This is a genomic window from Caballeronia sp. S22 (assembly GCF_964261745.1).
GTDB lineage: Bacteria > Pseudomonadota > Gammaproteobacteria > Burkholderiales > Burkholderiaceae > Caballeronia > Caballeronia jiangsuensis.
Genome location: NZ_OZ180035.1, coordinates 3,038,380 through 3,059,960 on the forward strand (window position 1 = coordinate 3,038,380; position 21,581 = coordinate 3,059,960).

General features: G+C 64.3%; 20 protein-coding genes. 6 read left to right on the forward strand and 14 right to left on the reverse strand.

Annotated features, from left to right (window positions below):
* Nucleotides 1–4 precede the first annotated feature (4 nt).
* Nucleotides 5–1,072: a histidinol-phosphate transaminase gene (gene hisC, locus ACEN42_RS14225; protein ID WP_371880259.1), complete on the forward strand. Its 1,068-nt coding sequence runs from the start codon at nt 5–7 to the stop codon at nt 1,070–1,072.
* 12 nt (nt 1,073–1,084) lie between these two features.
* Here hisC and ACEN42_RS14230 read toward each other — a convergent pair whose 3' ends face one another.
* The 3 genes from ACEN42_RS14230 to rsmD all read right to left on the reverse strand — a co-directional run bounded on the left by ACEN42_RS14230 (nt 1,085) and on the right by rsmD (nt 2,659).
* Entirely contained in the window at nt 1,085–1,342 is a 258-nt protein-coding gene (locus ACEN42_RS14230; RefSeq protein ID WP_035497576.1) for a YfhL family 4Fe-4S dicluster ferredoxin, read from the reverse strand.
* An 84-nt stretch (nt 1,343–1,426) separates the two neighbouring features.
* Nucleotides 1,427–1,933, reverse strand: a complete 507-nt coding sequence (coaD, locus tag ACEN42_RS14235; RefSeq protein ID WP_035497575.1) for a pantetheine-phosphate adenylyltransferase — start codon at nt 1,931–1,933, stop codon at nt 1,427–1,429.
* A 99-nt stretch (nt 1,934–2,032) separates the two neighbouring features.
* Nucleotides 2,033–2,659 carry a 16S rRNA (guanine(966)-N(2))-methyltransferase RsmD gene (gene rsmD, locus ACEN42_RS14240; protein ID WP_371880260.1) on the reverse strand — a complete coding sequence of 209 codons (627 nt, stop codon included), beginning with the start codon at nt 2,657–2,659 and terminating at the stop codon, nt 2,033–2,035.
* A gap of 230 nt (nt 2,660–2,889) precedes the next feature.
* Here rsmD and ftsY point away from each other — a divergent pair, with 230 nt between their 5' ends.
* Nucleotides 2,890–4,119: a signal recognition particle-docking protein FtsY gene (ftsY, locus tag ACEN42_RS14245; RefSeq protein ID WP_238285266.1), complete on the forward strand. Its 1,230-nt coding sequence runs from the start codon at nt 2,890–2,892 to the stop codon at nt 4,117–4,119.
* 33 nt (nt 4,120–4,152) lie between these two features.
* Here ftsY and ACEN42_RS14250 read toward each other — a convergent pair whose 3' ends face one another.
* The 3 genes from ACEN42_RS14250 to ACEN42_RS14260 are packed head-to-tail and all read right to left on the reverse strand — an operon-like array spanning nt 4,153 to nt 6,121.
* Nucleotides 4,153–4,785: a LysE/ArgO family amino acid transporter gene (locus tag ACEN42_RS14250; RefSeq protein WP_250482989.1), complete on the reverse strand. Its 633-nt coding sequence runs from the start codon at nt 4,783–4,785 to the stop codon at nt 4,153–4,155.
* Entirely contained in the window at nt 4,782–5,426 is a 645-nt protein-coding gene (gene maiA / locus ACEN42_RS14255) for a maleylacetoacetate isomerase (RefSeq protein WP_238209662.1), read from the reverse strand. Before maiA ends, ACEN42_RS14250 begins: the two co-directional genes overlap by 4 nt.
* Nucleotides 5,423–6,121, reverse strand: coding sequence for a fumarylacetoacetate hydrolase family protein (locus tag ACEN42_RS14260; RefSeq protein WP_187607423.1), 699 nt, complete (start codon nt 6,119–6,121; stop codon nt 5,423–5,425). Before ACEN42_RS14260 ends, maiA begins: the two co-directional genes overlap by 4 nt.
* Before the next feature lie 328 nt (nt 6,122–6,449).
* Between ACEN42_RS14260 and ybiB the strand changes: the two genes are divergently transcribed.
* Both ybiB and leuA read left to right on the forward strand, forming a co-directional pair.
* Nucleotides 6,450–7,442 (forward strand): DNA-binding protein YbiB, encoded by a 993-nt coding sequence (gene ybiB / locus ACEN42_RS14265; RefSeq protein WP_250482987.1) that lies wholly within the window; start codon nt 6,450–6,452, stop codon nt 7,440–7,442.
* A 415-nt stretch (nt 7,443–7,857) separates the two neighbouring features.
* Complete coding sequence (gene leuA / locus ACEN42_RS14270; protein WP_371880261.1) at nt 7,858–9,510, forward strand: 2-isopropylmalate synthase; 1,653 nt, start codon at nt 7,858–7,860, stop codon at nt 9,508–9,510.
* Between the two features lie 16 nt (nt 9,511–9,526).
* On the opposite strand, the gene ACEN42_RS14275 is transcribed toward leuA, so the two are convergent.
* Together ACEN42_RS14275 and ACEN42_RS14280 are read right to left on the reverse strand one after the other, a co-directional pair.
* Nucleotides 9,527–9,910: a nuclear transport factor 2 family protein gene (locus tag ACEN42_RS14275; protein ID WP_008351729.1), complete on the reverse strand. Its 384-nt coding sequence runs from the start codon at nt 9,908–9,910 to the stop codon at nt 9,527–9,529.
* A 45-nt stretch (nt 9,911–9,955) separates the two neighbouring features.
* Nucleotides 9,956–10,522 (reverse strand): acyloxyacyl hydrolase, encoded by a 567-nt coding sequence (locus tag ACEN42_RS14280; protein WP_187607420.1) that lies wholly within the window; start codon nt 10,520–10,522, stop codon nt 9,956–9,958.
* 359 nt (nt 10,523–10,881) lie between these two features.
* Between ACEN42_RS14280 and rpoH the strand changes: the two genes are divergently transcribed.
* Entirely contained in the window at nt 10,882–11,817 is a 936-nt protein-coding gene (rpoH, locus tag ACEN42_RS14285) for an RNA polymerase sigma factor RpoH (RefSeq protein WP_238210510.1), read from the forward strand.
* Between the two features lie 131 nt (nt 11,818–11,948).
* On the opposite strand, the gene nagE is transcribed toward rpoH, so the two are convergent.
* The 5 genes from nagE to ACEN42_RS14310 all read right to left on the reverse strand — a co-directional run bounded on the left by nagE (nt 11,949) and on the right by ACEN42_RS14310 (nt 19,409).
* A complete protein-coding gene (gene nagE, locus ACEN42_RS14290; RefSeq protein WP_371880262.1) occupies nt 11,949–13,739 on the reverse strand; it encodes an N-acetylglucosamine-specific PTS transporter subunit IIBC in 1,791 nt (596 codons plus the stop codon).
* 66 nt (nt 13,740–13,805) lie between these two features.
* Nucleotides 13,806–16,394 (reverse strand): phosphoenolpyruvate--protein phosphotransferase, encoded by a 2,589-nt coding sequence (ptsP, locus tag ACEN42_RS14295; protein ID WP_371880263.1) that lies wholly within the window; start codon nt 16,392–16,394, stop codon nt 13,806–13,808.
* A gap of 12 nt (nt 16,395–16,406) precedes the next feature.
* Nucleotides 16,407–17,414, reverse strand: a complete 1,008-nt coding sequence (locus ACEN42_RS14300; protein ID WP_238210508.1) for an SIS domain-containing protein — start codon at nt 17,412–17,414, stop codon at nt 16,407–16,409.
* Nucleotides 17,407–18,510 (reverse strand): N-acetylglucosamine-6-phosphate deacetylase, encoded by a 1,104-nt coding sequence (gene nagA / locus ACEN42_RS14305; RefSeq protein WP_035497562.1) that lies wholly within the window; start codon nt 18,508–18,510, stop codon nt 17,407–17,409. The genes ACEN42_RS14300 and nagA overlap by 8 nt, the downstream gene beginning before the upstream one ends.
* Before the next feature lie 164 nt (nt 18,511–18,674).
* Nucleotides 18,675–19,409, reverse strand: a complete 735-nt coding sequence (locus ACEN42_RS14310; RefSeq protein ID WP_187607417.1) for a GntR family transcriptional regulator — start codon at nt 19,407–19,409, stop codon at nt 18,675–18,677.
* A gap of 319 nt (nt 19,410–19,728) precedes the next feature.
* Here ACEN42_RS14310 and ACEN42_RS14315 point away from each other — a divergent pair, with 319 nt between their 5' ends.
* Complete coding sequence (locus ACEN42_RS14315) at nt 19,729–20,655, forward strand: bifunctional helix-turn-helix transcriptional regulator/GNAT family N-acetyltransferase (RefSeq protein ID WP_187607416.1); 927 nt, start codon at nt 19,729–19,731, stop codon at nt 20,653–20,655.
* 65 nt (nt 20,656–20,720) lie between these two features.
* On the opposite strand, the gene ACEN42_RS14320 is transcribed toward ACEN42_RS14315, so the two are convergent.
* Complete coding sequence (locus tag ACEN42_RS14320) at nt 20,721–21,533, reverse strand: MetQ/NlpA family ABC transporter substrate-binding protein (RefSeq protein WP_371880264.1); 813 nt, start codon at nt 21,531–21,533, stop codon at nt 20,721–20,723.
* Nucleotides 21,534–21,581 lie beyond the last annotated feature (48 nt).

Below are 21,581 nucleotides of genomic sequence, written 5' to 3' on the forward strand. Positions count from 1 at the left end.
GACCTTGAGCCGTTTCTGGAGCGATATCGTCCATCGTCTGACGCCTTATGTGCCGGGCGAGCAACCCGCGCTGGCACATCCCGTCAAGCTCAACACGAACGAGAACCCGTACCCGCCGTCGCCGCGTGTCGTCGAAGCGATTCGGCGCGAACTCGGCGAGGATGGCGCGTCGCTGCGCAAATATCCCGATCCGACCGCGCGTGCGTTGCGCGAAACGGTCGCAAAGCATCATGGGTTGCGCATCGAGCAGGTGTTCGCCGGCAACGGTTCCGACGAAGTGCTCGCGCACGCGTTCCAGGCGCTGCTGAAGCACGACAAGCCGATTTCTTTCCCCGACATCACCTACAGCTTCTATCCGGTCTACGCGCAGCTTTACGGCGTCGCCTACCAGACCGTGCCTTTGAACGCGGATTTCGCAATCGATGTCGATGATTACCGTGCGCCGAGCGGCGGCGTGCTGCTACCGAATCCGAACGCGCCGACGGGCCGCGCGCTGCCGCTTTCGGAAATCGAAGTCCTGCTGAAGGCGAATCCGGACGCGCCTGTGATCATCGATGAAGCGTATGTCGATTTCGGCGCGGAATCGGCCGTGAATCTGATCGACGCGTATCCGAACCTGCTCGTCGTGCAGACGACTTCGAAAGCGCGCTCGCTGGCCGGCATGCGCGTCGGCTTCGCATTCGGCGATCCGGCGCTGATCGAAGCGCTCACGCGCGTGAAGGACAGCTTCAACTCGTATCCGCTCGATCGCCTCGCGCAGGTCGCGGCGCTCGCATCGTACGAGGATCAGGCGTGGTTCGAAGAAGGCTGCGCGAAGGTCGTCGCGAGCCGCGAGAAACTGAGTGCGCAACTGCAGACGCTCGGCTTCGACGTGGTGCCGTCCGCCGCCAACTTCGTGTTCGCGAAGCATCCGGCACACGATGCCGCGGCGCTCGCCGCCGCGCTCAAGGCGAAAGAGATTTTCGTGCGTCACTTCAAGTTGCCGCGCATCGATCAGCATCTACGCATCTCGATCGGCACGCCCGCCGAATGCGATGCGCTCGTCGCCGCCCTGACCGGGCTGATCGGATAAAACGCGAAGGGCTTACTGGCCCTTCGCCGCCATCAGCGCGTGGTACTTGGTCATCAACTGCTCAGGCGTCTCGACGTGCGCCGGGTCGCGCGGAATGCATTCCACGGGGCACACCTGCTGGCACTGCGGCTCATCGAAATGGCCGACGCATTCCGTGCATTTGTTCGGGTCGATCACGTAGATGTCGGGACCCATCGAAATGGCGTCGTTCGGGCACTCGGGCTCGCAAACGTCGCAGTTGATGCACTCGTCGGTAATGATCAAAGACATGCTTCACTCTCTTGCGCCGGTTTCGAGTCCGGCATGACGCCCGCGCGCGACGTTCAATAACGACGAAGCGCACGGGCTTGGCGCTCAGGGCGCCGCGGGGTCCTTCTGCGACAGAATACCGACTTTGTCGATCAGCCGCTTTTCCACCGACGGGAACACGAACTTGCTCACGTCGCCGCCGAGCTGCGCAATCTCGCGCACGATGGTGCCGGAGATGAACTGATACTGGTCCGATGGCGTCATGAACATCGTCTCGACGTCGGGCAGCAGATAGCGATTCATCCCGGCCATCTGGAACTCGTACTCAAAATCGGACACGGCGCGCAGTCCGCGCACGATCACGCGCGCGTTGTTCTTGCGGACAAAATCCTTCAGTAGCCCGGTGAAACTGCTCACCTGCACGTTCGGATAATGCCCGAGCACGTCGTGCGCGATATCCAGCCGCTCCTGCAGCGAGAAAAACGGCTTCTTTGCCTGGCTGTGCGCGACGCCCACGACGAGCTGATCAAAAATGCTCGATGCGCGCCGGACGATGTCTTCATGCCCACGAGTGAGCGGGTCGAACGTACCCGGATACACGGCGACAACCATGAGCTTCTCCTCTTCTATTTACATTGGGCCGCGTGGCTGCGACGACCAACTCTCCCTCATTCCCCGCGAGATTGGCTGTACCAAAATCGGGAACGCGCATTATTCCTCATTTTCGCGACGCAGCAAATGATAGCGGACCGCGCCCGCCTTGCCTTCACGCACGACTGCCCAGCCGGCGAGCGCATCGATGCCTGTCAGGTCCAGCGCATCGCCGCATTCGACGTAAATCGCCCCGTCGGGCGTGACGAGCGGCGCCGCCAGTTCCAGCGCGCGCAGAAGCAACGCCTGATCGCCGAACGGTGGGTCGAGAAAGATCACGTCGAACGAGTCGCGCGCGAGGCTCGCGACGAGCCTCAGCGCATCCGCTTCCGCAACCTCGATGTTGCGCGCGCCGAGCTTCGTCTGATTCGCCCTGATCTGCGCCGCTGCCTTCCCGCTTCTTTCGACCATCACCACACGCGCCGCGCCGCGCGACGCCGCCTCGAAACCGAGCGCGCCGCTGCCCGCGAACATGTCGAGACAACGCTGACCGCTCAGATCCTGTCCGAGCCAGTTGAAGAGCGTCTCGCGCACGCGATCCGGCGTGGGCCTGAGTCCATCGAGATCGAGCACGGGCAGCGGCGTGCGTTTCCACTCTCCGCCGATGATGCGGATCGTGTGCGGTTTGCCTCCGCGCGATGGCGTATGGCTCGGCAAGGTGGATCGGGTAGCGGACGTGCGGGGCATAAACAGATTGTTGGAGTGGAGCGCGCCGGGCATTTTTGCCTGAAGATCAGCCGGCCCGGGCAATGAAGGCAACGTTACCACACGCGCACGCCATGCCGGGCGCCGCACGGGCGCGGACGGCGGCGCCTGATAAAATATGCGGCTACTATCCCATCGCGCGGGCCTCGCGCGGAGCGACTCGAACGCGCGCAAGAGGCCATCGGTTCACGCGCGCATCATCGTCAAAATCCATGTTCAGCTTCTTCAAGAAATTTAAAAAGCCGGCTGACGCGCCGCCCGACGCTCCTCAGGACGAATCCGTCGAGGCGGCCGAGGACGAAGAAATCTCCGACGCCGAGCTCGAACGGCAGGCGCTTGGCGTCGAAGCGCCATCGGAAGAAGTGCAGCCCGAAGCGCCCCCGAAACCCGCTGCTCCCGTTGTGCACACACCGCCCGTCGAGCCTCGGACGGAAGAATCGAAGGAATACTGGCAAGGCCGCACCCAGTCGCAATGGGCGCGCGGTCCGGAAACGGATCAGGCGAACGAGGAAATCGTGCCGCCGCCCGAGGCCGATCCGGCCGCGAAAAAATCGTGGATCTCGCGTCTGCGTCACGGTCTCTCCAAGACGAGCTCCAATCTGACCGGGATTTTCGTCAGCGCGAAGATCGACGAAGACCTGTACGAAGAACTCGAAACCGCGCTGCTGATGTCCGATGCCGGCGTCGATGCAACCGAGTTTCTGCTCGAATCGCTGCGTGAGAAAGTGCGCGCGGAGCGTCTGACCGACGCGTCGCAAGTGAAGGCCGCGCTGCGCGAATTGCTCGTCGATCTGCTGCGTCCGCTCGAAAAATCGTTGATGCTCGGACGCGCGCAACCTCTCGTGATGATGATCGCGGGCGTGAATGGCGTCGGCAAGACGACCAGCATCGGGAAGCTCGCGAAGCATCTGCAGCGCTTCAACCAGTCCGTGTTGCTCGCCGCGGGCGATACGTTCCGCGCGGCCGCGCGCGAGCAACTGACGGTCTGGGGCGAGCGCAACAACGTGATGGTGATCGCGCAGGAAAGCGGCGACGCCGCCGCCGTGATCTACGACGCCGTCGGTGCGGCGCGTGCGCGCAAGATCGACGTGATGATGGCCGACACCGCCGGCCGTCTGCCGACGCAACTGCATCTGATGGAAGAACTGCGCAAGGTGCGCCGCGTGATCGCCAAAGCGATGCCCGACGCGCCGCACGAAGTCCTGCTCGTGATCGACGCGAACACGGGCCAGAATGCGCTCGCGCAGGTCAAGGCGTTCGACGATGCTTTGGGTCTGACCGGCCTCGTCGTGACGAAGCTCGATGGCACCGCGAAAGGCGGCATTCTCGCCGCGATCGCGCGTCAGCGGCCGGTTCCGGTGTACTTCATCGGCGTGGGCGAGAAGGTCGAGGATTTGCAGCCGTTCAGCGCCGAAGAGTTCGCGGACGCGCTGCTCGGCTGAACCTGAAAAGGGCGCCCAGTTGGGCGCCCTTTTTCATCGCGCGAGTATCAGCGAGGCCGCGATCCACCACATCACGCAGCCGACGATCACATCGAGCACGCGCCACGATACGTCCTTCTCGAACCACGGTTCCAGCAGACGCGCCCCATAGCCGAGCGCCGTGAACCAGATGACCGACGCGCACATCGCGCCCGCCGCGAACCACGCATTGCCCGGCCAGCCGCGCTGCGCGCCGATGCCGCCGAGCAACACCACCGTATCGAGATAGACATGCGGATTGAGCAGCGACAGCGCGAGCACGGTGGACGCCGCGCCGATCGCCGTCTGCGAATCGTCGTCCGATGCGTTCAGATGCCCCGGCCCGCGCCACGCCGCGAGAAACGCGCGCACGCCATACAGAAACACGAAGATCGCGCCTGCCCAGCGAATCACGTCGAGCAGAACAGGCGCACGCGCGATGAGCGCGCCCATTCCGCCGACGCCGAGCGCGATCAACAGCACGTCGATGAACGCGCAGATCGACACGACGATGCCCACGTGACGGCGCTTCAACCCCTGCCGCAACACGAACGCATTCTGCGCCCCGATCGCGACGATCAGGCTCGCTCCCAGACCCGCACCCGACAGATAACCCGACAGCGCTCCGGCAGAATCCGCCGCCGTCATTCGGCGTCCGGCTGCTGCGCCGGAGCGGCCCGTGCGAAGGCGTCGATCGTGCAGGCGTGATCGGCGATGCGCGCGATCGTCGGATAGGGACTCACGTCGATGCCGAAGCGCCGCGCGTTGAATACCTGCGGCACGATGCACAAATCGGCGACGGTCGGCGTGTCGCCGAAAGTCAGCGCGCCGACGCGTTTGTCCGCGGCGAGCCGCTTTTCGAGCGACTCGAAGCCGATTTCGACCCAGTGCCGGTACCACGCGTCCTTCGCTTCGTCCGGCACCTTGACCTGATGCTTCAGGTACTTCAGCACGCGCAGGTTGTCGAGCGGATGGATTTCACATGCGACCTGCATCGCGACGGAACGCACGAACGCGCGATCGGACGGGCTTTTCGGCAGAAGCGCGGGCTCGGGATGCGTTTCCTCGAGATATTCGATGATCGCGAGGGACTGCGTGAGCACGTCGTCGCCATCGACGAGAGCCGGCACGATGCCGTCCGGATTCACCGCGCGATATTCGGGCTTGAGCTGCTGCCCGCCATCGCGCAGCAAATGCACGCCGACGTAATCGTAATCGAGCCCCTTCAGATTCAGCGCGATGCGCACGCGATACGCCGCCGAGCTGCGGAAATAGCTGTAAAGCTTCATACGACGCGCACCGAAAATTCACCGATACCGTCGACGCCGCCCTTCAGCAGATCGCCCTTCACGACCGCGCCGACGCCCTCGGGCGTGCCGGTGAAAATGAGATCGCCGGGAAAGAGCTCGAAGAGCGTCGACAGATACGCGACGGTTTCACCTACCGACCAGATCAGTTGCGAGATGTCCGAACGCTGCTTTTCCTCGCCATTGACGGTCAGCCAGATCGCGCTCTTTTCCAGATGCCCGACCTTCGACACCGGATGAATCGGGCCGATCGGCGCCGAGCGGTCGAAGCCTTTCGCCGTGTCCCACGGACGGCCGAGCTTCTTCGCTTCGGCTTGCAGATCGCGGCGCGTCATGTCGAGGCCGAGCGCGTAGCCGTAGATGTAGTCGAGCCCTTTATCGGCGGGAATGTCCTTGCCCTGCTTGCCGATCGCGGCCACGAGCTCCATTTCGAAATGCAGATTCTTCGTCTGCGACGGATACGGGAATTCGCCCGTCGAACCGGGCGCGACGTACAGCACGGCATCCGCGGGCTTGCTGAAGAAAAACGGCGGCTCGCGATCCGGATCGTGGCCCATTTCGCGCGCGTGGGCTTCGTAGTTGCGGCCGACGCAGTAGATGCGGCGCACCGGAAACTGCTCATTCGAACCATCGACGGGCACCGCTGCGGCCGGCGCCGGAGGAAACACATAACTCATCCCGCTCTCCTGTTGCTGTTTTGATGTGCAGATTCATGGACGAATGCGCCAGCGCGAACGGCCGGCGAGAAAAGGGAGTGTAACGTGCGCGCGCAAATCGTGGCGAAGCTTGTCGGGCGCGGCTTTGCGAGCTTTCGGCGAGCCATCGCCGGGTCGGCGGGCGCGGCGTTATTCGTAAGCATCGGAGGAAATACGGGCGAAACGCTCGCTCGGTGCAGCTTGCCAGCGCTCGTCAAATACGGTACTCAATAAGCTTCCTGCACCTTAAAACGCGCGACGGCATCGCTCACAGTACGGAATTGAGCACCCGATCCGCCACAACTATCCGATGACCGACTCCGCTCCCCCCACTTTCGCCTGCGCGCGCTATATCAAGGAAATCGGCCGCGGGCCGAACGGCGCGCGCGCCCTCTCGCACGAGGACACCTACGCGCTCTACGAAGCGATCCTCGAAGATCGCGTCTCCGAACTCGAACTGGGCGCGGTGCTGCTCGCCTATCGCGTCAAGGGCGAAACCGCCGCCGAGCTCGCCGCCATGCTTTCCGCCGCGCATCGCTCGTTCGAGCCGCTGCATGTTCAGGATGGCCGCGAGCACGCGCGCCCCGTGTCGATTCCGAGCTACAACGGCGCGCGCAAGACGCCGAATCTCGTGCCGCTCCTATCGCTTTTGCTCGCGCGCGAAGGCGTGCCGGTGCTGGTGCACGGCGTCACCGACGATCCTGGCCGCGTGACGAGCGCCGCGATTTTCGCAGAGCTCGGTATCGCGCACGCGGCTTCGCACGATGAAATCGAAGACAGCCTCGCATCGCGCCGACTCGCATTCGCGCCGATCGCCGTGCTCGCGCCGAAGCTCGCCCGGCTCCTGGCGCTCAGACGCCGCATGGGCGTGCGCAATTCGACGCACACGCTCGTGAAGATCCTTCAGCCGTTCGCCGATCCGGGCCTGAGGCTCGTCAACTACACGCATCCGGAGTATCGCGAGAGTCTCACAGGACTTTTCACCGAGCATCCCGATGCGGCGGCGGGTGGCGCACTGCTCGCGCGCGGCACCGAAGGCGAAGCCGTCGCGGACACGCGCCGCCAGGTGCAGGTCGACTGGTTCCACGACGGCCACGTCGATACGCTGATCTCGCCCGAGCACTCGCAGCCGCACGCGCCTCCCATCGAACTGCCCGAGACGCTCGACGCCGCAACCACCGCGCGATGGATCGAATGCGTGCTGCGCGGCGACGTGCCAGTGCCGCCCGCGGTCGTGCGGCAGGTCGAAGTGATCGTCGATGTGGTGCGCAAACCTGTCGTCGATCAGGCAAATCCCATTTGACACGGTATTCAACGCTGGTTTAAAGTCGATCGCATGAGCTTCACCCAGCCTTCCTCCCTCCGAATTATCCCGGGCCGCCTAGCGCGGCCCCTATCGCTACGTCTAGCGTAAGTCGCCAGACGTAGCGCCGCGCGTCGCAAGGCGCCCGGTCCTGCCAGCAGTCTCTGTAGTTCCTTTTCTTACCACCTGTAGTCGTCAGCTTTTCGTTCGCGCATCCCGCGAAACGGAAACGCGAGGGTCAAATGCACGTTGCTCCGCGAACGTTCACGTTGGTCACAGGCGTCACCATCGCTGGTGATTCCACGACACGCGCGCGCCGCACCGCCTCATGTGCATCCCGCCACGCCCGGCCAGCCGCCGGACACGGCCTCTCTCGCAGGCGCTACGCAAACCGTCCGAAGAGAGATCGACGATCATGATGCCGAACCCCGCCGAGAAATACCGCCCGTTTCCGCAAGTCCGTCTGAATGGCCGCCGCTGGCCGACCCGCACGATCGAGAAGGCGCCGATCTGGATGAGCACCGATCTGCGCGACGGCAACCAGTCGCTCATCGAGCCGATGAGCATCGCCGCGAAGCTCGAGTTCTTCGAGATGCTGGTGAAAATCGGGTTCAAGGAAATTGAGGTGGGATTCCCGTCGGCATCGCAGACCGATTTCGACTTTGTGCGCAAGTTGATCGACGAGAAGCGCATCCCGGACGACGTGACCATCGAAGTGCTCGTGCAGTCGCGCCGCGAACTGATCGAGCGCACGTTCGAAGCGGTCGCGGGCGCGAGCAAGGTGATCGTGCACCTCTATAACGCGATCGCGCCGTCGTTCCGCAAGATCGTGTTCAATCAGTCGAAGGAAGAAGTGAAGGCGCTCGCCGTCGAAGGCACGCGCCTCATCAAGGAATGCGCGGCGGCTCGGCCTGAAACGCACTGGACCTATCAGTACTCGCCCGAGACTTTCAGCATGACAGAGCTCTCGTTCGCGCGGGAAGTCTGCGACGCCGTCGCGCAAATGTGGCGTCCGACGCCCGATCACAAGATGATCGTGAACCTGCCCGCGACGGTCGAAGCCGCGATGCCCAACGTGTTCGCCGATCAGGTCGAGTGGATGGACCGCAACATGGGCTATCGCGACAGCATCGTGCTCTCGGTGCATCCGCATAACGATCGCGGGACGGCGGTGGCTGCGGCGGAAATGGCGGTGCTCGCGGGCGCGGACCGCATCGAAGGCTGTCTCTTCGGCAATGGCGAGCGCACCGGCAATGTCGATCTCGTCACGCTCGCGATGAATCTCTATACGCAAGGCATCGATCCGGGACTCGATTTCTCCGATATCGACGCCGTGCGCCGCGTCGTCGAGCGCTGCAACCAGATTCCGGTGCACCCGCGTCACCCGTATGCTGGCGACCTCGTGTTCACCGCGTTTTCGGGTTCGCATCAGGACGCGATCCGCAAGGGCTTCGCGCAGCGCGTGCCGGGCACGGTGTGGGAAGTGCCCTATTTGCCGATCGATCCCGCCGATCTCGGCCGCAGCTATGATGCCGTGATCCGCGTGAACAGCCAGTCCGGCAAGGGCGGCTCCACTTTCCTGCTGGAACGCGGCTTAGGCTTCACGCCGCCGCGGCGCGTGCAGATCGAGTTCAGCCACGCCGTGCAACGGGTTACCGATGCATCCGGCGCGGAAATCGGCGGCGACGCAATCTGCGAACTCTTCAAGCGCGAGTATTTCGACGCGGGCGGGCCGGTTTCGCGCGTCGACGTATCGACGCTGTCGGTATTCGGCAAGCGCGTCGCGGTGACGCCGCCAGCCGGCACGACGAGCGGCGACGCTTACGCGCAGACGGTCGCCGCGGCGCTCGGCGTGGACGCAAACGTGAACTGGTTCGAAACAGCCGTGACGGCGGGCGGCGATACGGCGGCGTTCGTCGGCTGCCGCGTCGGCGACGGCCAGACGCGCTTCGGCGTCGCGGTGCATGCAAATCCGGCGCTCGCTGTCGCCGATGCGGTCGTGAGCGCGGTGAACCGTTCCGGGCGCGTCGTGGACAACGTGCGGCAGGACGAAGCCGTCGAAGCCTGACGAACGGCGCGCGTGGCTATTCGAGCGCCACGCGCGTCGCCTGCAGCGCGAGCAGCTGCCATTGACCCTCGGTCTGCACGTGAACGGCGGTATAGGCGATCGGAAACAGCAGCGCGCCGTTCTTCGATTCCATCTCGATCAGCGCGCGGCCCGACACGAGGCACGTGTCGCGGCCGGCGGGCAGCACGTCCTGCGACTGGATCTCGATCTGACGATAGCGGCGGCGGCCTGCGGTGATCGCGTCGATGAACTGGCGCTTCGTCTCCCGCTTGCCGTTCGTGTGGACGTAGCTGACGTTTTCGGCCAGCAGCGCGTCCAGCGCCGGGCCGTCGCCCTCGACCATCGCACGGAAACGGTCACGCTCGAGGCCGCGGATCGCCTCAATGGTTTTTGCCGGCATCTGTCGAGTCCTCTTGCGTCGAGGAACCGATGCGCCGGTGCCTCGTCAGAAGTTGTATTGCAGATATAGCTGGCTGAAATTTATACCAGGATTCGGCTCTTTGATACCGCCGTTCGACAGATGCTGGAAACGAAAGCCCGCCTGATAGTTCTGCTGCGCGCCGAAGATCATGCCGACGCCCACCATGTCCGCGAACTGGAACGCCGACCCCACCGAGAAATTCTCCGTGATGCGCGTATGCGAAAGCAGCCGCACGCCGACGCCCGCCTCAATGAACGGCCGGAAGTAGCCGGAGCTCTTCACGAAGCGCACCACCGGCGTAATGCCGACCTCCCAGATGTTCGGGTGGACGGCGTTATCCTCGGTCGTGTGCCAGTAGGACACGTGCCCTTCGCCGATGAGCGTGAAGTGGAATCCGCCGATCTCCCACCAGTTGAGGCCCGGATCCCAGGCCACGCCGAGATCGGCTTTCTTGATGTCGCGGTCGGCGACGCCGCCGGCGATCTGAAGGCCGAATCGATCGGCGTGAGCTGCCGCCGACGCAAGGCCGAATGCGGCAAGAACCGCCACGCGAGAAAGCGGACGTTGCCACGAACTCTTGTTTTTATGCATGAGCACCCCAATTACTCCGATGACGGGCGTGTTTCATTAAGAGCGTTGTCTCGCGATTCTAGAGACGTTTTTCAGAATTTGCAGGAATCGCAACCACCGTCTCCGTTTGTTGAATTTTCTTTCGCCGCAGCGCACAAAAGCGGTAACGGATTCGAAAGCAGCTTTATCACCGGTACTTTCTTCCGCTTATCATGCAACGGTCTGTCCTATTGACCTTGCTAATTCGATAGTTTTTGTGGGAACTCCCACATTCCCCTCCGCTCTAACACTTAGCACTCGATGAACCGGAGTGCTAATATCGTGTCTGACTGTCGCTGTTGTTAAGCGGCGAGTGAATTGTTGATAAGGAGCTTATGAGCGTGACCAATGCGATGACCCTTCCGAATGTCGTGAACTCGGCACCTGCCAAGGCATCTTCGGCAGGCGCGCTGACGTACGCACAGTCGTCGATGCTGACCGGCCAGATCGGCAACATCGATTCCTACATACAAGCAGTGAACCGTATTCCGATGCTCTCGCAGGCGGAGGAACGTCAGTACGCCACCGAGTTTCGCGAGCAGGGCAACCTGAACGCCGCGCGCCAGCTCGTGCTTTCGCACTTGCGGCTCGTCGTGTCGATCGCCCGTAACTATCTCGGTTACGGCCTGCCGCACGCGGACCTGATCCAGGAAGGCAACATCGGTCTGATGAAGGCCGTGAAGCGCTTCGACCCCGAGCAAAACGTGCGCCTGGTTTCGTACGCCATGCACTGGATCAAGGCCGAGATCCACGAGTACATCCTGCGCAACTGGCGCATGGTGAAGGTCGCGACGACCAAGGCGCAGCGCAAGCTGTTCTTCAACCTGCGCAGTCACAAGACCAGCCACTCGGCGTTTACGCCGGACGAGATCGAAGGTCTCGCGAGCGAGCTGAATGTGAAGCGCGAGGAAGTCGCGGAAATGGAAACCCGTTTGTCGGGCGGCGATATCGCGCTCGAAGGCCAGGTCGATGACGGCGAGGAAGCGTTCGCGCCCATCGCCTATCTGGCGGACTCGCACAACGAGCCGACGAACGTGATTGCCGCGCGCCAGTTCGACAAGCTGCAGAGCGACGGCCTTGCCGAAGCGCTCGAATCGCTGGATGAGCGCAGCCGCCGCATCATCAAGGCGCGTTGGCTCGACGTGCAGGACGACGGATCGGGCGGCAAGACGCTGCATGAACTGGCCGACGAGTTCGGTGTATCGGCGGAACGCATTCGCCAGATCGAGGCGAGCGCAATGAAGAAGATGCGCTCGGCGCTGCACGAGTTCGCGTAACGCCTGACTGTGCCGTAGCAAAACTTGCGAAGCCCGCTGTCGATAAGACAGCGGGCTTTTTCTTTTGCCCTGCGCTGGAAAAGCAAACGGCACCCGAAGGTGCCGTTTGCTTTCAACCATCGATTACCGCATCAGGCCGGCATCGGCGCTGCGCCGCCGCCACTGCCCGACAGGCGCGCGGACAGTTGCGTCGCATAACGTTGCGCCGCCGCGCCCACGACGATGTGGAACGTATCGGCCGAGACCCACGCGACATCCAGCGACGACAAACGCTGACGATCCACCGACGACGGATCGCGCACGACCACGCGCAGGCGCGTCTGCGCAACCGCGTCGAGCGATGCGACATTGGTCGCGCCGCCGAACACCGCGAGCCAGCGGAACGGGTCCGGATCGAGCGGGCCGGGCGTCTGATCGACGCTCGTCGCCGCTGCCGCTGGTTGCGCCGGCGTCGATGAAGCGGGCGTCGCGCCGCGCGTCGACGAATGCTCGAGTTCGCTGCGGATTTCATCGGCGATCAGGTCCGCTTCCGGTCCGATGATCACCTGCACGTTGGTCGCGCCGCGCTTGAGCACGCCACGCGCGCCGACGGTCTTCAACTGCGGTTCCGACACCTTCTCCGTATCCACCACCGACAGACGCAGACGCGTCGTGCAGGCATCGACGAGCGTCAGGTTGGACGCGCCGCCGAGCGCCGCGATGTACCTTGCGGCGCGCGTGTTCGATGCCGCCACCGCCGCGCCAGGAACCGGCGGAATCAGGCCGCCGGCGACCGTGGTATCGACATCGGTTTGCGCATCGGTCGTGGCCGGCTCGCGGCCCGGCGTCGCCATGTTGAACTTGCGGATGAAGAAGCGGAACAGACCGTAGTAGATGACGAAGTACACGACACCGATCACGAGCGCCAGCCAGCCGCGCTGCGACAGACCGTAGTTCAGCACATAGTCGATCGCGCCCGCCGAGAACGTGAAGCCCAGATGGATGCCGAGCGCCGAGCAGATCGCGAGCGACAGGCCCGTCAGCACCGCGTGGATCGCGTAGAGAACCGGCGCGAGGAACATGAAGCTGTACTCGATCGGCTCGGTCACGCCCGTCAGGAACGCGGTCAGCGCCATCGAGAACAGCAGGCCGCCGACGACCGCGCGGCGGTCCTTCGGCGCTTCATGGAACATCGCGAGACACGCGGCCGGAAGGCCGAACATCATGATCGGGAAGAAGCCAGTCATGAAGCCGCCCGCGGTCGGATCGCCCGCGAAGAAGCGATGCAGGTCGCCGTGCACCACCGCGCCGCCGCCGGGCGGTGTGAACGAGCCGAACACGAACCACGCGAGCGAGTTGATGATGTGGTGAAGGCCCGTCACGAGCAGAATCCGGTTCAGCACGCCGAACACGAAGGTGCCGAGCGCGCCGGCCGTCGTCAGCCAGTTGCCCGCCGTGTCGATGGCCGCCTGCACCGGCTGCCATATGTAGCCCAGCACGATGCCGAGTATCAGACACGCGACGCCTGTGACGATCGGCACGAAGCGCTTGCCGCCGAAGAACGCCAGATACTCGGGCAGCTTGATGTCCTTGTACCGGTTGTACATGTAACCCGCCACCATACCGGCGATGATCCCCGACAGCACGCCCATGTTGAGCTTGTCGTTAATGTCCTTCATCACGGCCACTTCGATGAGATAGCCGATCGCGCCGGCGAGACCCGCCGTGCCGTTGTTGTCCTTCGCGAAGCCCACCGCCACGCCGATCGCGAACAGCAGCGGCAGATTGGTGAAGATCGCATCGCCGGCGTCGGCGATCATCTTGATGTTGAAGACGTCGGGCTGGCCGAGACGCAGAAGCAGGCCGGCCACCGGTAATACGGCGATTGGCAGCATCAGCGCGCGACCTAGTCGCTGCATCTTTGCAAACGGGTTGGCGTCCATCGGGTTCTCCAAAAATATAGGTCTTGTCGTTACTGCTTCGGGGATTGCTGAAAAGACATCCGCGAACTAGTCCTGCGGCCAGATTTCGCGGCTTGCCGCTCTTACTGCCTGCGCCGATTCGAGCGCGAGGCAGTCCTCGGCGCGCTGACGGCACAGTTGGTAATCGAGATTGCGCACGCGCGCCTTGATGCCGGGCACGGAGCCCGGATCGACCGACAATTCGGTCACGCCGAGACCGACGAGCAAAGGCGCCGCGACCGGATCGCCGCCGAGCGCGCCGCACACGCCGACCCATTTGCCGTGCTTTTCCGCGCCCTGCACCGCCGCCTTGATGAGGCGCAGCACGGCGGGATGCAGGCCGTCGGACTGCGCGGCGAGATCGGGCTGGCAACGGTCCATCGCGAGCGTGTACTGCGTGAGATCGTTGGTGCCGATCGAGAGGAAATCGGCGTACTTCGCGAGTTGATCCGCGAGCAGCGCCGCCGACGGCACTTCGATCATCACGCCCACTTCGACCGGCTCGGTGCGGCCGGCTTCGCGCGCCAGTTCGTCGATGCGCGCACGCAGGCGCTGCAGCTCGCCTGCATCCGTCACCATCGGCAGAAGGATGCGCACCGTGCCCAGCGGCTTGACGGCGAGCAGGCCGCGCAACTGGTCGTCGAGCAGATCGGGGCGCACTTGCGCGAGGCGGATGCCGCGCAGACCGAGCGCCGGGTTTTCTTCGGGCGGCAGCGTCAGATAGTCGACTTCCTTGTCCGCGCCGACATCGAGCGTGCGGATGATCGCGGTGCGACCCTGCAGCGCGTCGACGATGCCCTGATAGCTTTCCGCGTGCTCCGCGACCGTCGGCGCCGACTGGCGATGGATGAACAGCAGTTCGGTGCGCAACAGGCCGACCGCATCCGCGCCGTTTTCGACGGCGGCCTTCGCGTCGTCGAGCGTCGCGATATTCGCGGCGACTTCAATATGCCGGCCATCCTTCGTCGATGCGGTTTGCTGCGAGAGCTTGCGATTCGCCTCGCGCACGCCCGCGAGACGTTCGCGTTCGTTGCGCGCGCGTTCGACGTCGAGCGCGGTCGGCGCATGCTCGACGCGTCCCGCCGATGCATCCACGACCACTTGCGTGCCTTCGGGAATCGCGTGCAGCGCATCGCCGATGGCGACGAGCGCCGGAATGCCGATCTGCCGCGCGATGATCGCCGCGTGCGAGGTTGCGCCGCCGCGCGCCATCACGAGCGCGGTGACGCGCGTGCGGTCGATCGAGGACAGATCGGACGGCGTGAATTCCGTGGCCGCGAGCACGGTCTCTTCGGGCAGCTCGCGCGCCGCCGTGTTGCTCAGACCGAGCGCGCGCAGCACGCGCTTTTCGATATCCCGCAGATCGGCGGCGCGCTCGGCGAGCAGGTCGTCCTGCACGTTCGAAAGCAGCGCGATCTGCGCGCGGATCGCCTCGCGCCACGCAAAGCCCGCGCTCTTGCCGAGACTGATCAGATCGCGCGCGGCATCGAGGAGTGTCGGATCTTCGAGCAGCACGCGATGCACCGCGAAAATGCCCGCTTCGCCGACGGCCCCACGCTGCGACGCCGTGCGCACGGTTTCGCCGAGTTCGGCATCGACCTGAGCGATGGCTTTGTCCAGCGCGCGGCTTTCCGTCGCCGATGAACCGCTCGGCTGTTCGGGCGGCACGATTTCCTGATCGTCCCAGCGCACGAGCTTGCCGACCGCGATGCCCGGCGCCGCGCATACGCCGGCGAGCGTATTGGGCGGCAGCGGCTCGCCCGATCCGGCCGGCTTCGCGACCGGCGCGGGCGACTTCGCGCGCGCGGGCGTCTCTTCGACTTCGCCCAGCGCCGCGCGCAGCAATTCGGCGGCGACGGCTTCGATCGCCTGTTGCGCCTGCCCGCCGATAGCCACCAGTTCGATGGTCGCGCCCTCGCCCGCACCGAGCCCGAGCAGCCCGACCACGCTTTCCACGGGCGCCTTTCTGCCTTCGTAGCGCACTTCGACCTTCGCGTCGAAACCGCGCGCCGCTTCGCGCGCCCGCGCCGCCGGACGCGCGTGCAGACCGCCCGCGTGCGCCAGCGTCAGGGTGCGGCGTGCTTCTTCCAGCACGTTGACGCCCGTGCGCGCGGTCTCGGCTTTCTCGCCTTGTTTCGCGCGCAACACCAGCATGCGCGAGCCGGCCTTGAGCACGCCGCGGCCGGCGCGATCGATGACGTCGAAGGCATCGCCGTTCGCGACCGCGATCACCGAGACGAGGCTCGGCGCGTGTTGCGCGACGAAGTCCGCATCGAACTCGATGAGCGGATCGCCCGCGCGCACCGTCGCGCCCTGCCCGACTTTCGGCGTGAAGCCCTTGCCGCTCAGCTCGACCGTATCGATGCCGATATGCACGAGAATCTCCGCGCCCTCCTTGGTGCGCAGCGTCACCGCGTGATGCGTGCGCGCGAGATGCGTGATCGTGCCGTCGCAGGGTGAGACGAGCACGTTATCGAGCGGATCGATGCCGATGCCGTCGCCGAACATGCCCTCGGCGAACACGGGGTCCGGCACATCGGCGAGCGGCACGACGGGACCGGTGAACGGCGAGAGCAGCACGACGTCGTTCGGGTTATCGATGGAATGGTTCAACAGTGACTCCTCGGCACGGCGCATCGGCTATCTCACTCAATGGGTTTCGGTGACCTTGTTCAGGTGGCGCGGCGCGTCGGGATTGCGCCCGCGCGCGGCGGCCAGACCCGCGGCCATTACATAGAACGAAAGGATCGCGGCGATCGGATCGAGCGCCGGGTGATCGGTCGCGACGAGCGGCAGTTCCGCTTCGGCGACATCCTCCGGCGCGGCGAGCAGCACGCGCGCGCCGCGAGCGCGCATATCGGCGGCAAGCTGGATGAGACCCGCCTGCTCCGGCCCGCGCGGCGCGAACACGAGCAGCGGATAGTCGCGGTCGATGATTTCCATCGGTCCGTGGCGCACTTCCGCGCTGGAGAACGCTTCGGCCTGGATGCCCGAGGTCTCCTTCAGCTTGAGCGCGGCTTCCTGCGCGATCGCGAGGCCGAGGCCACGGCCGATCACGATCATGCGATCGACGTTCGTAAGCTCGCCGACGGCGCGCGTCCAGTCGAGCTTGCCTGCGGCGCGCAGCGCGTCCGGCAGCGATTTCAGCGCGTTGAGCAATTCGACGTCGCGCTGAACGTGCGCGATGACGATGGCCGACAGCGACAGCATCGCGATATAGCTCTTGGTCGCGGCGACCGAAAGCTCGGGGCCCGCGAGCAGCGGCAGAAAATATTCGCACGCGCTTTCGAGCGGCGAACCGGTGACGTTGACCGCCGCGACGGTGAACGCGCCCGCGTCGCGCAGCGCCTGCATCGTGCCGACGAGATCGGGGCTCTTGCCCGATTGCGAGAACGCGACGGCGAGTTGTCCGGAGACACGCAGCGGCGCCTGCTGGAGCGTGGCGACCGACATCGGCAGCGACGCGACCGGCACGCCGATGCGACTCATCGTCAGGCTTGCGAAATAACTGGCGGCGTGGTCGGAACTGCCGCGCGCGACCGTCAGCGCGACATGGCGCGGCTGCTCGGCGAGCTTGACCGCGAGCTCTTCGATGCGCGAGGTATCGGCGAGCTGGGCCGCGACGACGTCGGCGGACTCCAGCGCCTCATTAAGCATATTCGACAATTGATTCTCCTTCGACATACGTGGCGGTCAGCGCGTGTTCCCGGTCGAGCACGACGAGATCGGCCCAGGCGCCGCGCGCGATGCGGCCGCGGTCTTCGAGTCCGAGATAGTCGGCGGGGAAACGCGACAGGCGATTCGAGACGTCCGCGAGCGGAATGCCCAGCGAGACGAGATTGCGCAGCGCCTGATCCATCGTCAGGGTGCTGCCGGCGAGCGTGCCGTCCGCGAGACGCACGCCGCCCATGCACTTGGTGACGTGCTGGCTGCCGAGACGATATTCGCCGTCGGGCATGCCGGCCGCCGACGTGCTGTCGGTCACGACATAGAGACGCGGGATCGCGCGCATCGCCGCGCGGATGGCGCCCGGATGCACGTGCAGCAAATCGGGGATGAGCTCGGCGTACTCGGCATGCGCGAGCGCCGCGCCGACCATGCCGGGATCGCGGTGATGCAGCGGCGACATCGCGTTGAACAGATGCGTGAAGCCGCGCGCGCCGTGCTTGAGCGCGTTGACGGCGTCGTCGTAGGTGCCGAGCGAATGGCCGAGCTGCACGCGCACGCCGCGCGCGGCCATTTCGGAAATGATGTCGAGATGGCCCGAGATTTCCGGCGCGATCGTGACGACGCGGATCGGCGCGAGCTCGAGATATTTGAGCACTTCGTCGCGCACCGCGACGGCGGCGGCGTCCGGCTGCGCGCCGAGCTTGCCCGGATTGATGTACGGGCCTTCCAGATGCACGCCCAGCATGCGCGCGCCGCCCGCTGCGCGATGTTTCGCCTGTTCGCCGAGCCCCGCGACGACTTCCATGAGTTCGTCGCGCGGCGCGGTCATCGTGGTGGCGAGCAGGCTCGTCGTGCCGTGCTGCGCGTGCTGGCGCGCGACGGTGTCCGCCGCATCGCCGCCTTCCATGATGTCGCGCCCGCCGCCGCCGTGCACGTGCAGATCGATGAAGCCGGGCAGGATGTATGGCGCGTCGTTGGCGAGCGGATCGGCGATATGGCCTTCGAGCGCCGTCACGCGGCCGTTCTCGAAGCGGACCGAGCCGTGGATCCAGCCGTCGGTCGTGAGTATGTTTCCTTTCAGCATGAAGTTCTCTGGAAGTACGCGATGCATGAATGAGGTTCAGTGCCGTCCGCGCCATGCTGCGAGCAGGCTTTCGTCGCGAAAGAAGCGAACGGCTTCCTTGGGTCCTCTCGTTCTCTTGTTTGCTCTCTCGAAGCGTTTCGGGTCATGCGCGTCTGTGCCGACGCTTATCGATGCAGTTCCGCGACGAAGTCGTAGTAGTCGTCGCGACAGTAGGTATCCGTCAATTCGATCGCGCGCTGATCCGCGCAATAGCCGATGCGCGTAATCACGAGCAACGCGGCGCGCGGCGCGACGCCCATCAGCCGCGCGATGTCCGCGCCGGCATTCACCGCGCGGAAATGCTGCAATGCGCGCACCACCGACAAATTGCGCCCTTCCAGATACCGATACAGCGACGCGCCGATCGCGAGCGGGTCCGGCACCACGGCGACGGGCAAGGTCGAATGCTCGACCGCCATCACGATGCCGTCCGCGCGCCGCAGCCGCCTGAGGCTCGCAACGGCCGCGCCCGGCGACAGACCCAAACGCACGGTTTCGTCACGATTCGCTGCGCGCAGTCCGCGATCGAGCCAGATCGAGTCCGGCGTGAAGCCGCGCTGTTCCATCTTTCTGGTGAAACCGGTGAGCCGGGAAAGCGGATCTTCGACGCGCGGCGTGATGAAACTGCCCGCCCCGCGCACGCGCCGGATCAGACCTTGCTCGACGAGCAGCGCGATGGCCTTTCTCGCCGTGATGCGCGAGACACCGACACCTTCGGACAATGTGCGCTCCGAAGGCAGCGCCTCGCCGGCCGCCCAGTTTCCAGCGTGGATTGCCTTGGCGAGACGAGAAGCCAACTGTAGATAAAGCGGCGTATCGCTCTGCGCGTCCGGCGTCAAATCATCCCAGCGATGCTCCATCGAGCGCTCTCACGTGCTGAAGTGGAGCCCATTATATAACCAACATAATACCAGTCAACGCTAAAGCCCCGCCTCAGGACGACCGCATAAATCGCATATAAATCAATGAGTTAAAATTGTTTAGCCCGTCAGATGGAAACACTTCTTCCATCGGGACTTACCCCTACAGGCAGTCCAATTGCTCAACTGGTCCCTTATTGTCAAATGACTTGCTTTTCGGGCATTTTCGTATTCGCACGGTCGTTCTTTCTTTGGCACAATGCTCGTATTAGTTCGGATTCACAACTAATTCCAACAATATTGATGAGAGACTGACGCGATGGGCAGTATTGATCCGAGCCGTGCCGTTGACGCCGTGCGCCGCTTCAACCGCTTTTATGCGCGCCATACCGGCGCCCTCCACGAACGGCTGCATAAAAGCAGCTTTTCCCTGACCGAAGTACGAATCCTGCATGAACTGGCGCAAGCGCGAGCCACCACGGCCGCCGACTTGTCGCGCAACCTCGGGCTGGATACGGGCTATCTGAGCAGGCTGATCAACAACTTCCAGAAGCTCGGCCTCGTGGTCCGACGAAAGAACGAACTCGATGGCCGCGCGCACTTGTTGCGCATCACGCCCGAGGCGAAAGCCAGGGTCGATGAGATCGACCTGCATGTGTCGGCGGAAACGGCCACGCTGCTCAAGCGGCTGACCACCGCCGAGATCGATCAGCTATGCAATGCGATGGCGGACGTCGAGCGGCTGCTTTCGCCTGCATGCGTCGAGGGAGAAACCCGGCTGCGCGTGCCGCGCGCCGGAGACTTCGGCTGGATGATCGAGCGTCAGGCTCACCTCTATTCGGGTGATCGGCCAAAGCTTTTCAGCGAGGCGCGCGCGGCGAAGACGGTGGCGCGCTTTCTCTCCGAGATGCAGGTGAGCACGCCGCGCATCGCCTGCTGGGTGGCCGAACAAGGCAACGCCATGCGCGTGGGTGCGGCTCTGCTTAGTGCGGAGTCCGAACGTCAGGCGCGCATCGAGTTATTGTTCGTCGAGCCGGGCGCGCGGCGGCGCGGGCTCGGCGAGCGGCTCGTCGCGGCATGCACGAACTTCGCGCACGGCGCTCGCTACGATCAGGTGATCTGCCGCCTGGATGAACCGCACGAAGAGCTTTGCGCGCTGTTCCTGCGGACGGGTTTCACGCCCGTGCAGGAAGGCGCTACGGGCATCGTGTGGCAACGGGAACTACAGCCGGTCTTCGTCGACTGAACTGGGCTGCACGAGTAAAAACGGCGTCCCGTGGGACGCCGTTGCAGATCCGTGCGCGATCGCGTTCAGAACGATGGCACGACCGAGCCTTTGAACTCGCTCTTGAGGAACTGGCGCACGTCGTCGGACTGATACGCCGCGACCAGCTTCTTCACCCACGGCTGGTCCTTGTCTTTCGCGCGCACCGCAATCAGGTTCGCGTACGGGCTATGCACATCTTCTAGCGCGATCGCATCCTTCGTCGGCTGCAGACCTGCCGCGAGCGCGAAGTTCGTGTTGATCGCGGCGGCATCGACGTCGGCGAGCGTGCGCGGCAGTTGCGCGGCATCGAGTTCCAAGAGCTTGATCTTCTTCGGATTCTCCGCCACGTCGAGCGCGGTCGCGTTGTTGCCGTTCGTGCCGGCGCCCGCCTTCAACTTGACGACACCTTGCGATTGCAAAAGCAGAAGCGCGCGATTCTCGTTCGACGGGTCATTCGGCACCGCGACCTTCGCGCCCTGCGGCAAGTCCTTCAGCGACTTCAGCTTCTTCGAATAGACGCCGAGCGGCGAGATATACGTCAGCCCCGCATTCACGATCTTGTAGCCACGCTGCTTGACCTGGCTGTCGAGATACGGCTGATGCTGAAAGCTGTTCGCATCGAGATCGCCGGCGTCGAGCGCTGCGTTCGGCTGAATGTAGTCGTTGAACTCGATCACCTTCACGTTGAGTCCTTCGCGCTTTGCGACCTTCTGCACGACTTGCCAGATCTGCGCGTCGGGGCCACTGATGGTGCCGACCTTGATCACCTTGTCATCTGCGTGAGCGGCGAGGCTCGTGAACAACGCGGCGGACGCCGCGACGGCGGTAATGGCTTTGAGCAAATTTCTGCGCTGCATGGTGTTCCTGTTTCGATGATGCGATCTTGCTGGGATTGCCTGATTCGC